General features: G+C 53.4%; 9 protein-coding genes. 8 read left to right on the top strand and 1 reads right to left on the bottom strand.

All coding sequences use genetic code 11. The features are described 5' to 3' along the window. Window positions 1-27 precede the first annotated feature (27 nt). From CVT49_02960 to clpB, 4 genes are all read left to right on the top strand, one after another. Window positions 28-471, top strand: a complete 444-nt coding sequence (locus tag CVT49_02960) for a hypothetical protein (protein PKK84550.1) — start codon at window positions 28-30, stop codon at window positions 469-471. A 95-nt stretch (window positions 472-566) separates the two neighbouring features. Then, window positions 567-2480 carry a molecular chaperone DnaK gene (locus tag CVT49_02955; protein ID PKK84549.1) on the top strand — a complete coding sequence of 638 codons (1914 nt, stop codon included), beginning with the start codon at window positions 567-569 and terminating at the stop codon, window positions 2478-2480. 102 nt (window positions 2481-2582) lie between these two features. Further along, entirely contained in the window at window positions 2583-3695 is a 1113-nt protein-coding gene (locus CVT49_02950) for a molecular chaperone DnaJ (protein ID PKK84548.1), read from the top strand. Between the two features lie 95 nt (window positions 3696-3790). Beyond that, on the top strand, window positions 3791-6415 hold the full coding sequence (clpB, locus tag CVT49_02945; protein ID PKK84547.1) for an ATP-dependent chaperone ClpB: 2625 nt from the start codon (window positions 3791-3793) through the stop codon (window positions 6413-6415). 143 nt (window positions 6416-6558) lie between these two features. Here clpB and CVT49_02940 read toward each other — a convergent pair whose 3' ends face one another. Next, window positions 6559-7110: a hypothetical protein gene (locus tag CVT49_02940; GenBank protein ID PKK84546.1), complete on the bottom strand. Its 552-nt coding sequence runs from the start codon at window positions 7108-7110 to the stop codon at window positions 6559-6561. A 197-nt stretch (window positions 7111-7307) separates the two neighbouring features. On the opposite strand from CVT49_02940, the gene CVT49_02935 reads away from it, so the two are divergent. From CVT49_02935 to CVT49_02920, 4 genes are all read left to right on the top strand, one after another. After that, window positions 7308-8357 carry a hydroxymethylglutaryl-CoA synthase gene (locus CVT49_02935; GenBank protein ID PKK84545.1) on the top strand — a complete coding sequence of 350 codons (1050 nt, stop codon included), beginning with the start codon at window positions 7308-7310 and terminating at the stop codon, window positions 8355-8357. A 12-nt stretch (window positions 8358-8369) separates the two neighbouring features. Further along, window positions 8370-9530 carry an acetyl-CoA acetyltransferase gene (locus CVT49_02930; GenBank protein PKK84544.1) on the top strand — a complete coding sequence of 387 codons (1161 nt, stop codon included), beginning with the start codon at window positions 8370-8372 and terminating at the stop codon, window positions 9528-9530. Continuing rightward, window positions 9527-9925 (top strand): transcriptional regulator, encoded by a 399-nt coding sequence (locus CVT49_02925; protein PKK84543.1) that lies wholly within the window; start codon window positions 9527-9529, stop codon window positions 9923-9925. Before CVT49_02930 ends, CVT49_02925 begins: the two co-directional genes overlap by 4 nt. Before the next feature lie 74 nt (window positions 9926-9999). Next, window positions 10000-11607 carry a methylcrotonoyl-CoA carboxylase gene (locus CVT49_02920; protein PKK84542.1) on the top strand — a complete coding sequence of 536 codons (1608 nt, stop codon included), beginning with the start codon at window positions 10000-10002 and terminating at the stop codon, window positions 11605-11607. The last annotated feature ends 7 nt before the right edge of the window (window positions 11608-11614 follow it).

Here is an 11614-nt window from a genome sequence, read left to right as displayed (position 1 = left end):
TAAAACAAAAATAGGAGGTATATTAAAATGACACTCGTAAGATACAACCCGAACAGATGGCTCAACACGGCCAACCGCGACTTCGATTCGATTTTCGATTCGATCTTCAATACCCCGACTCTTCGGGCCGAAGGCGGCTGCGATTTCATGCCGCGCGTTGACATTATCGAAGACAAGAAGTCAATCAGACTGGAAGTGGAACTTCCCGGAATGGAGAAGGATCAGATTAAAGTGGTCGTCGAGGATGGTGTTCTCACTATCAGCGGCGAGCGCAAATTCGAATCGGAAGAGAAAGACAATAACTATCTGAGAAGCGAGCGCTTGTATGGATCGTTTTCGCGCTCCTTCACGCTTCCCGACAATGTCGACTCCGATAAAATTTCGGCGGACTACAAGAATGGAGTCCTGAATGTGATGCTGACCAAGCACGAGAAAGCCCTGCCGAAAGAAATCAAGGTCGACGTAAAGTAAATAAAAGCCGGGTCGCACAATTGTTACACGCAGACGGGCGGGTGGATCGACCCGCCCGTTTTTTGCGAAAATAGAAATGAAAGGCAGGAAAGAAAATGAGTAAAATTATCGGCATAGATTTAGGCACCACCAACTCGGTCGTCTCGGTGGTCGAGGGCAAGGAGCCGGTCGTCATTACCAACTCGGAAGGCGCCCGCACCACCCCCTCAGTTGTGGCCATCGACAAGAATGGCGAACGCCTGGTCGGACAGGTGGCCAAACGACAGGCGGTCACCAATCCATTTAATACCGTCTTTTCGATTAAGCGGTTTATGGGCCGGCGTTTTGACGAAGTCAGCGGGGAAATAAAGAACTTCCCGTACAAAGTCGCCGCCGGTGACAAGGGCGAGGCGGTCGTCGAAATGACCGGGAAGCATTATTCGCCGCCCGAAATTTCGGCCATGATTCTCTCGAAGATGAAAAAGACAGCCGAGGAATACCTCGGGCAGAAAGTAACCGATGCCGTCATCACCGTCCCGGCTTATTTTAATGACAGCCAGCGCCAGGCCACCAAGGATGCCGGCCGCATCGCCGGACTGAATGTCCAGCGTATTATCAATGAGCCGACGGCGGCGGCCCTGGCCTATGGCATGGACAAGAAAAAAACCGGCAAGATCGCGGTGTATGACCTTGGCGGCGGGACTTTCGATATCTCTATTCTGGAGCTTTCTGACGGCGTTTTCGAAGTGCTGTCAACCAACGGTGATACGCATCTCGGCGGTGATGATTTCGACAAGCGGATTATTGACTGGCTTGTCAGCGAATTCAAAAAAACGGACGGTATTGACCTGTCCAGAGATTCGATGGCTCTCCAGCGCCTGAAAGAAGCGGCGGAAAAGGCCAAAATCGAACTGTCATCGACCATGGAAACCGACCTTAATCTTCCTTTTGTCACGGCCGATGCCAATGGGCCGAAACATCTTAATCTCCGGCTCTCCCGCGCCCGGTACGAGCAGCTGGTTGATGACCTTCTTGACCGCACCATGGAACCGTGCCGCCGGGCCATTGCCGACGCCAAAATCAGTTTCAAGGATGTCGATGATGTCATCCTGGTCGGCGGCATGACGCGTATGCCGAAAGTCATCGAGCTGGTCCGGAATCTCTTCGGCCGGGAACCGAACCGAAGTGTCAATTCTGATGAAGTTGTTGCCGTCGGTGCCGCAATTCAGGGCGGCGTCCTGGCCGGTGATGTCAAAGATGTGTTGCTTTTGGATGTCACTCCGCTGTCGCTTGGTATCGAGACTCTCGGCGGCGTGGCGACTCGTCTGATCGAGCGCAACACGACGATCCCGACCAAAAAGTCGCAGATATTCTCAACGGCCGCCGACAGCCAGACGCAGGTCGATATTCATGTTCTGCAGGGTGAACGCGAGATGGCCATCGACAATAAAACCATCGGCCGGTTCGTCCTCGACGGTCTTCCGCCGGCGCCGCGCGGTATCCCGCAGGTCGAAGTCGCTTTTGACATTGATGCCAATGGTATAATAAATGTAACGGCCAAGGACATGGCTACCGGCAAATCGCAGAATGTCCGAATCGAGGCTTCTTCCGGATTAAGCGAGCAGGAAATCCAGAAAATGGTCAATGACGCCAAGGTGCATGAGGCTGATGACAAAGAAAAACGGCGCAAAATCGATATTCGCAACTCGGCCGATGCCGCGGTGTTCCAAGCCGAAAAGAATCTGAAGGATTTCGGCGATAAACTCGATGCCGACAATAAAGCCAAAATTGAGGCGGCGGTCAACCGCATCAATGAGGCCCTTAAGACCGACAACACCGATGAGATGCGGGCCGCGGTTGATGCCCTTAATCAAATTTGGCAAACGGCGGCCTCGACCATGTATCAGAATGTCAACCCGAATATGGGCGGGCAGCCGGGCGGCAGCGGCCCTCAGGGACCCGAATCGAATGATTCGGGTAAAAAGGATGATAAGGCGGTTGACGCTGAATTCGAAGTGGTGAATGAATAAAAGCAGGGGCCGTCGGGCCCCTGTTTTATTTGACTCAAACGGTTGCCTTCATTAAACTGGAGTTAACCGTAATATATATGGAAAGGCAGATGATAAATATAGATGCCTAAAAATTATTACACTGTTCTTGGCGTGCCTGAAAATGCTTCGAAGGAGGACATAAAAAAGGCGTTTCGCACCCTGGCCAAGAAATTTCATCCGGACCGCAATAAAGGGGAGGCGTCTGCCGAGGCCAGGTTTAAGGAAATATCGGAAGCTTATGAAATATTGGGCGATGAGCAGAAACGCGGCCAGTATGATACCATGCGTAAATACGGCGCTTTCGGCGGTTTCGATCACAGGCAGGCCAGGGGCGGTGCTCAGGACTCCTCGCAGTTCGGCGGCAATTTCCGGTTCGAGGACCTGGGCGGTTTGGGCTCCTTCGCCGACATTTTCAGCTCGATTTTCGGAAGCGAGGATCTTTTTGGCGGCCGGAGCCGGAAACACCGGGCGGCACAGCCGCATCGCGGTGCCCATCTCTCGCTCAAACTGAATGTCAGTTTTAAGGAGGCCATCAACGGCACGAGCAAGACGCTTCGAATGAACAAGCCGGTCACCTGTGATGTCTGCGGCGGCACCGGCGAGCAGAAGGGAAGCGGTCAAAAAGTATGCACGCAGTGCAATGGGCGCGGTACGGTCAGCTATGCTCAGGGCGGATTCTCCATATCGCGGCCCTGTCCGCGATGTCTGGGCAAGGGACTGGTACCCGGAACGCCCTGTGGGCGCTGCGGCGGATCCGGAAGAGTAAAGGAATCGAAAAAAATTAAAATAAAAATACCCGCCGGAATCGATGACGGCGGCATTGTCCGCCTTCGCGGGCTGGGTAATCCCGGTTCCAACGGCGGACACGATGGAGATTTACTGATAACCGTGAATGTAAACAAAAACCAGCAATTCGAGCGGAAGGGTAATGACATCTATACGACGGTCGAGGTATCATACCCGCAGGCCGTTCTCGGCGCCAAGGTGCCGGTCAAGACATTGGCCAAAATGGTCAATATTAATGTCAAACCGGGCACGACGCATGGAACGAAACTGCGCCTGAAAGGCATGGGGCTTTCGGTCGATGGGGCCCAGGGTGACCAGTATGTCGAAGTGCATATCGGTGTCCCAAGTGATATCACCCCGCGGCAGAAAGAACTGCTCGAAGAGTTGCAGAAAACGATGCAGTCGTAATTCAGTCGATTTATTTTATATCGCTGATACCTGCCTGATTAATATAGATGCCGCAAGGGCAGTGTTAATAATAGGCATATGGAAAGTGAAAATATATGAATATGAATAAACTCACGCAGAGGTCGGCTGACGCGATCAATTATGCGCAGCAAATGGCCATGTCCGAATCGCACGCCCAGATCGAACCGGCGCATCTGCTGGCGGCGCTTCTTCGGCAGGAAGAGGGGCTGGTCGGGCAGGTGCTCAAAAAAATCGGCGCCGATCCGGATGCCATTAATAAAAAGATCGACGAATACATTAAACTGCTGCCGAAAGTCGTAGGGGCGCAATTGTACCCGTCGAGAGAGATGCCCCAGCTTTTCGCCAAGGCCGAGCAGGAAGCGGGCCAGCTTAAAGATGAATTCATCTCGGTGGAGCATCTCTTTCTGGCCATGCTCGAAATCAAATCAAAGGCACAGGAAATTCTCAGGGAATCGGGAGTTGACCGCGAAACTTTTCTGAAGGCGCTTTCATCGATCCGCGGCAAGACGCGCGTGACCGATGATCACCCCGAGTCGAAATACCAGGTGCTCGAAAAGTATTCACGCGACCTCACCGCCGAGGCCCGCGTCGGCAAGCTCGACCCGGTCATCGGCCGCGATGATGAAATCCGCCGCATCATAAAAATTCTCTCGCGCCGTACCAAGAACAATCCGGTTCTGATCGGCGAACCGGGTGTCGGCAAGACCGCCATCGTTGAAGGACTGGCGCAGAAGATTATCAAGGGAGAGGTCCCCGAAACCATCAAGGACCGGATGGTGGTGGCGCTCGACCTCGGCTCGCTCATTGCCGGCTCGAAATTCCGCGGCGAGTTCGAGGAACGTCTCAAAGCCGTCCTCAAAGAGGTCAATGAAGCGGCCGGGAAGATTATTCTTTTCATCGATGAACTGCATACCATCGTCGGCGCCGGTGCCATTCAAGGCGCGATGGATGCTTCCAATATGCTAAAGCCGGCGCTGGCCCGCGGCGAACTGCGCTGTGTCGGGGCAACCACGCTTGACGAATACCGCAAACATATCGAAAAGGATGCCGCACTGGAACGACGTTTCGCCCCGGTTATGGTCGAGCCGCCCTCGGTGGAGGACACCATCTCGATTTTACGCGGGCTGCGGGAACGCTATGAGATATTCCATCATGTCAAAATAAAAGATGAAGCGCTCGTTGCGGCGGCCAAGCTGTCCGACCGTTATATTGCCGACCGCTTCCTGCCGGATAAGGCTATCGACCTGATCGACGAGGCGGCCGCCGAATTGCGCATCTCGATCGACTCCATGCCGGAGGAACTCGATGCCCTCGAGAAACGTATCCGCTGGCTGGAAATTGAAAAAGAAGGCATCAAGGTTGAAAAGGATGCCGCCATCAGAATCAAACCGATCGAGGAAGAACTGGAGGAGTTGTACGTCAAACGGGATGACCTCAAAACGCAGTGGCTGAAGGAAAAAGAAACGGTCGAGGCCATTCATGGAATCAAGAAAGAAATAGAGGAGCTGAAGCAGAGAGCGTCTGAGATGGAACGCCAGGCCAACTATGAAGAAGCCGCGAAAATCAAATACGGCACGCTGGTCGAAGCCGAGAAGAAACTGCAATTTCTGACGCATTCGCTGACAGTGATCCAATCATCACGGAAACTGCTTAAGGAGGAAGTCGAGGCTGAAGATATCGCCGATATCGTCTCCAAATGGTCTGGAATTCCGGTCAAGCGTTTGACTGAATCGGAAATGGAACGCTTATTGCATTTGGAAGAAAAACTGCATGAGCGCGTCATAGGTCAGGATGAGGCGGTCACGGCGGTGGCCAATGCTGTCCGCCAGTCACGGGCCGGGCTCTCCGACCCGAACCGCCCGCTGGGATCATTTATTTTCCTCGGGCCGACCGGCGTCGGAAAAACCGAATTGGCCAAAGCGCTGGCTGAATTTATGTACGGCACCGAAAGCGCCATCGTCCGGATCGATATGTCGGAATACATGGAGAAATTTTCCGTGTCGCGCCTCATCGGCGCGCCACCCGGGTATGTCGGTTACGATGAAGGCGGCCAGTTAACCGAGGCGGTGCGCCGCCGCCCGCATGCCATTATTTTGTTCGATGAAATCGAGAAGGCGCATCCCGAAGTCTTTAATCTGCTGCTGCAGATTCTTGAAGACGGCCGCCTGACCGATAATCAGGGTCGCACTGTCAGTTTCAAGAACGCCATTCTGATCATGACCTCCAACATCGGCACGCGCGGAATGGGCGAGGGGCGGTCGGTCGGCTTTGATCCGGAAATGCATGACATGTCCTATGAATCAATGAAGAAAAAAGTCACCGACGAAATCAAACGACTTTTCAATCCGGAATTGCTCAATCGTATCGATGAGTACATTGTCTTTCGTGCCCTCGAGCAGGACGATATTACCAAAATCGTGAGAATCCAATTTACGCGCCTGCAGGCGCTTCTGAAGGAGAAGGAGATCACCGCTGAGATGACCGACGCCGCCGTGGAACATCTGGCCAAAATCGGCTTCGATCCGACCTATGGGGCGCGGCCGATTAAACGTCTGATCAACAAGGAACTCAGCCAGACCATCTCGAAAAAAATCCTGGCCGGCGAGATTGGAAATGAAAGCAGTATTTTAATCGATTACGCCGATGGTGAACTTAAAATAATTCCGATCGAATCTGAAAAAGTCAAAACGACAATTTAATTGATTTCAACATGGCCCCGGTGCCATGTTGAACAGCAAACACCAAAAACACCAAACGGCGGGGCATCACCCCGCCGATTTTTGATATTGCTGAATTAGTCAGAAAATATTTTTGATTATGACCCGCCCTTTGGGACTTTTGTCTATTCTGTTTCTTTACCCACCACCTTAAACAGCCATATCGCCTCTCTAAAATTATAGTTGCCTTCCAAAAAATGGTCCAGCCGCCTGACATCCAGCTCATATATGACTATTTCCGGCCCGGCATCAATATAGCCGATCGCCGCCGTCTCGCTTCCCATACCCGGATTTTCCATTTCGAACACCACCGCCGTTTTTCCCTGGTCGGTCAAAACCGTATCGGCCGAAGCAACGGTCAGAGCGGCATCCCGTTTGATATAGTAAGCCGAGTCCTCGCTGATAAATTCCTGGAAGGAAAGGGAATCCTTATGGTAAACCCAGACATATATAATCATGCTGGGGTCGTTATATGACTCGGTGTCGGCAAATATGGCCGCCGTGTAGCCGTCTTTCGAGGCATTCTCGATATCGATATACCAGTGATCGGGGGCGTCAATTATAAAATTATCCGTTTCGCCCTCATAGAGAACATAATTTTCTTCAAAACCGACCTGGTCATCGGCTGTCGCCGCGACCGCAACGAACAGAATAAAAGCAATTAAAAAAAGTCTCATTATTAGCATTATGAACGTTAATATAGAACCGGGCGGCCCAAAACGCAATTTATATCGGTGAAAATGTCAAAATAATTCCCGGTGAAGACCTTGCGAAACGTAAATGAAATTGGTATATTATAAATCTTTACGAGATAGCTCCTTTGGTAAGAAGCGACTACAAACTGAGTTGGAAACATAAATTGCGAGGTATTTCTATGGTAGGAATCGTGGGCTATGGTGCGCATATCCCGCGGCACCGGATTAAGGTCGAGGAAATCGCCAAGGTCTGGGGAGCCGATGCGCCAAGCTACAAAAAAGGACTAATGCTCAGGGAAAAATCGGTCCCGTCGCCCGATACCGATACCATTACTCTGTCGGTGGAAGCGACCAAAAACGCCCTGAAACGGGCCGGAAATATAAACCCCGCCGAAATCGGGGCCATTTATATAGGTTCGGAATCGCATCCTTATGCCGTGAAACCGTCGGGAACCGTCGTCGCTGAAGCTATCGGCGCCACTCCCGATATTCATTGCGCCGACCTCGAATTCGCCTGCAAGGCCGGTTCTGAGGCGATGTTTGTCTGCCTGGGACTGGTCAAATCCGGCTATATTAAATACGGTCTGGCCGTGGGCGCCGATACTTCACAGGGCGCGCCCAGCGACGCTCTGGAATATTCGGCCGCTGCCGGCGGCGCTGCCTTCATTATGGGCATCCAGAATGTCCTGGCCGAAGCGCTTTACACCTATTCCTGGATGACCGACACCCCGGATTTCTGGCGCCGTGAGCATGAATTTTATCCCCAGCACGCCGGGCGTTTCACCGGCGAGCCGGCTTATTTCAGGACCACCATGGGCGCTGCCAACGGCATCTTGAAAATGGCCAATATGAAACCGAAAGATTTCACTTATGCCGTTTTCCATCAGCCGAACGGCAAATTTCCGATGAGGGTCGGCAAAATGCTCGGCTTCACCAAAGAACAGATCGAACCGGGCTGGCTCTCGCCGACTCTCGGCAACACCTACTCGGGCGCGTCGCCGATGGGTCTCACGTCCACCCTCGATATCGCCAAACCGGGCGACACCATTCTCATGGTTTCCTACGGTTCCGGCGCCGGTTCGGATGCTTTTGTCTGGAAAGTCACCGACAGGATAGATGAAGCCCGCGATAAAGCGGTCAGGACACGAAAACTGCTCGATGAAAACCTGACCTATGTTGACTATGGAACCTACGCCAAATTCCGGCACAAAATTCTGAAGAATGCTTAGGAGGTGAGACATATGAGAGATGTTGCAGTTGTTGGCGTGGGTATGACCCAATTCGGCGAGATTTGGGAAAAATCATTCCGTGACTTATATGTCGAAGCGGCCCTGGCGGCCATCGATGATGCAGGAGTCGATCACCTCGATTCGATGATCATCGGCTGTATGACCGGCGGCCTTTTCATCGGCCAGGAACATGTTGGCTCACTTATGGCCGATTATCTTGGGCAAAAATATCTGGCCGCATCGCGGGTCGAATCGGCCTGTGCTTCCGGCGGTCTGGCTTTCCGCCATGCCTTTATCGAAGTTGCTTCCGGGATGTCGGATATTGTCATGGCCGGCGGTGTCGAAAAAATGACCGATATCTCCGGCGATGGCGCCACATATGCCCTGGCGGCCGCTGCCGACCAGGAATATGAAGTTTTCCACGGCGCCACCTTTCCGGGTTTATATGCTTTGATGGCGGTCGCCCACATGGAAAAATACGGCACCACCCGCGAGATGCTTTCGGCGGTGTCGGTCAAGAATCATCACAACGGCTCGATGAATCCGTTCGCCCAGTATCCTTTCGAGGTTACCCGCGAGGCGGTCGAGAGCTCGGTCATGGTGGCCAGTCCGCTCCGAATCCTGGACTGTTCGCCGATCACCGACGGCGGCGCCGCTGTGATTCTGACCACGGTCGATATTGCCAAAAAACTGGGCAAGCCGATCATTAAAATCATCGGTTCCGGTCATGCCACCGATTCCATCGCGCTTCACAGCCGCAAAGATCTGACCACGATCAAAGCGACCACGGTAGCGGCCGAGAAAGCCTTCAAGATGGCCGGCAAGACCATTAAGGATGTCAATTTTGCCGAGGTTCATGATTGCTTTACCATTGCCGAGATCATTGTCATGGAATCACTCGGGCTGTATGCGCCGGGCAAGGCCGGTGAAGCGGTCGTAAAAGGGGAGACCTCGCTTGAAGGTTCCTTCCCGATCAACACTTCGGGCGGTCTGAAATCCAAGGGGCATCCGGTCGGAGCGACCGGCGTCGCCCAGGTTATCGAAGTTGTCAAGCAGCTTCGCGGGACAGCCGAAAACGGCCGTCAGCTCAAGACCAAGCCGAAAATCGGTATGACTCAAAACATGGGTGGTTCCGGCGGTTCCACTCTGGTTCATATTATGGAGGTGGCCTGATGTTTCCATCACGAATTTGGAGAGATAGCAAACATCGCTATCGCCTGGAAGCCGGTAAATGCACCAAGTGCGGCAAGGTTGTCTTCCCGTACCGTCTGATCTGCCCGGAATGCGGTCACCGCGAATTCGAGAAAGTCATCCTGCCGGATACCGGCAAGCTGCTCACTTTTTCCGTCATTCGTGTGGCGCCGTCGCAGTTTACCGATCAGGCGCCGTATGCCATCGGCATCGCGGAACTGGCCAATGGCGTCAGACTTCTGGCCCAGGTGACCGACTGTGATGTCGATAAACTGACTGTCGGTATGGAAGTGCGGATCGAATTCCGCCGCATTCAGACCGATGGGCATCACGGCGTGCTCAGTTACGGCTATAAGTTCGTACCCAAATGGTATTAATATAGTTTATGCGGGGCCGGGAATCATCCGGCCCCGTTTGTTTCGAACCCCGTTAGGACTGGGACAGGGGATAAATGTTTAGAATAGAATCCAAAATCAGTACATCTTCCGATGCTTACAAGGAAAACCTTCGGCTCAACAAAGAGCAGCACCGGATCTTCAAGGAAAGACTGGAAAAAATAAAAGAGGGCGGTCCGGAGCGGTCACGCAAGGTGCACCTCGAGCGGGGCAAACTGCTGACGCGCGAACGGGTCGGTCTCCTCTTTGACAAAAATACTCCGTTTCTGGAATTGTCTTCGCTGGCGGCATATGATATGTACGATAATGATGCCCCGGCTTCGGGACTCATTACCGGTATCGGTATCGTCCATGGGCGGGAAGTGATGGTCATCGCCAATGATGCCACCGTCAAAGGCGGCACTTATTATCCGATCACCATTCTCAAGCATGCCCGCGCCCAGCGCGTCGCCCAGGAAAACAACCTGCCCTGTGTCTATCTGGTCGATTCGGGCGGCATTTTCCTGCCGATGCAGTCCGGCGTTTTCCCCGACAAAGATCATTTCGGGCGCATCTTCTATAACCAGGCCCGGATGTCTTCCATGGGCATCCCGCAAATATCGGCCGTCCTTGGTTCATGCACCGCCGGCGGTGCGTACCTTCCGGCCATGTCCGATGAAACCGTCATCGTCCGCAAGCAGGGGACAATTTTTATCGGCGGACCGCCGCTGGTCAAAGCGGCCACAGGAGAAGTTGTCACCGCCGAGGAACTCGGCGGCGCCGATGTGCACTGCCGGACATCCGGCGTCACCGATCATTACGCCCAAAACGACAAGCATGCCCTGCAGATCTGCCGGAATATTATTGAAAATCTCAATCGCCGGCCTAAATTCGAGCTTGAAATGGGCGAGGTCGAGGAACCGTACTATGATCCCGAAGAACTCTATGGTGTCGTGCCCAATGATCTTCGCAAACCGTATGATGCCCGCGAGGTGATCGCAAGGCTGGTGGATGGCTCGAAATTCCATGAGTTCAAGGAACTCTACGGCATGACCCTGGTCTGCGGCTTCGCGAAAATAATGGGATATCCGGTCGGCATCCTCGCCAACAACGGCATCCTCTTCTCGGAATCGTCACTCAAAGGAGCCCACTTCATCGAGCTTTGCACCATTCGGAAAATTCCGCTTCTCTTCCTGCAGAACATCACCGGTTTTATCGTCGGCCGCCAGTACGAAGCGGGCGGTATCGCCCGTGACGGCGCCAAGCTGGTACATGCCGTGGCCAACGCCCAGGTGCCCAGATTCACCGTCATCATCGGGGGATCATACGGCGCCGGCAACTATGCCATGTGCGGCCGCGGTTATTTTCCGCGCCTTCTCTGGATGTGGCCCAATGCCAAGATTTGCGTTATGGGCGGCGAACAGGCCGCCGATGTGCTGGCGACGGTTAAAGTCAAGCAGCTCGAACGCGAGGGCAAGAAACTTACGCCTGATGAAATCGCTGCTATCAGACAGCCCATCCTGGAAAAATACGAGGCGGAGTCGTCACCATACTATTCGACGGCGCGTCTCTGGGATGACGGCATCGTCGGCATGACCGAGACGCGCGAGGCGCTGGCTCTTGGTATTGCGATGTCGCTCAACGCCGACATTCCCGATCAGAAATATGGTGTCTTCAGGATGTAGGGGAAAT

Source organism: candidate division Zixibacteria bacterium HGW-Zixibacteria-1 (assembly GCA_002838945.1).
Taxonomy (GTDB): Bacteria; Zixibacteria; MSB-5A5; order GN15; family PGXB01; genus PGXB01.
The sequence above is the reverse complement of the archived record's forward strand: the minus strand, read 5'-3'. Positions and strand labels throughout refer to the sequence as shown.

Coding starts and splice junctions, on each gene's coding strand:
- CVT49_02960 (PKK84550.1), top strand. CDS start 28: ATGACACTCGTAAGATACAACCCGAACAGATGGCTCAACACGGCCAAC.
- CVT49_02955 (PKK84549.1), top strand. CDS start 567: ATGAGTAAAATTATCGGCATAGATTTAGGCACCACCAACTCGGTCGTC.
- CVT49_02950 (PKK84548.1), top strand. CDS start 2,583: ATGCCTAAAAATTATTACACTGTTCTTGGCGTGCCTGAAAATGCTTCG.
- clpB (PKK84547.1), top strand. CDS start 3,791: ATGAATATGAATAAACTCACGCAGAGGTCGGCTGACGCGATCAATTAT.
- CVT49_02940 (PKK84546.1), bottom strand. CDS start 7,110: ATGAGACTTTTTTTAATTGCTTTTATTCTGTTCGTTGCGGTCGCGGCG.
- CVT49_02935 (PKK84545.1), top strand. CDS start 7,308: ATGGTAGGAATCGTGGGCTATGGTGCGCATATCCCGCGGCACCGGATT.
- CVT49_02930 (PKK84544.1), top strand. CDS start 8,370: ATGAGAGATGTTGCAGTTGTTGGCGTGGGTATGACCCAATTCGGCGAG.
- CVT49_02920 (PKK84542.1), top strand. CDS start 10,000: ATGTTTAGAATAGAATCCAAAATCAGTACATCTTCCGATGCTTACAAG.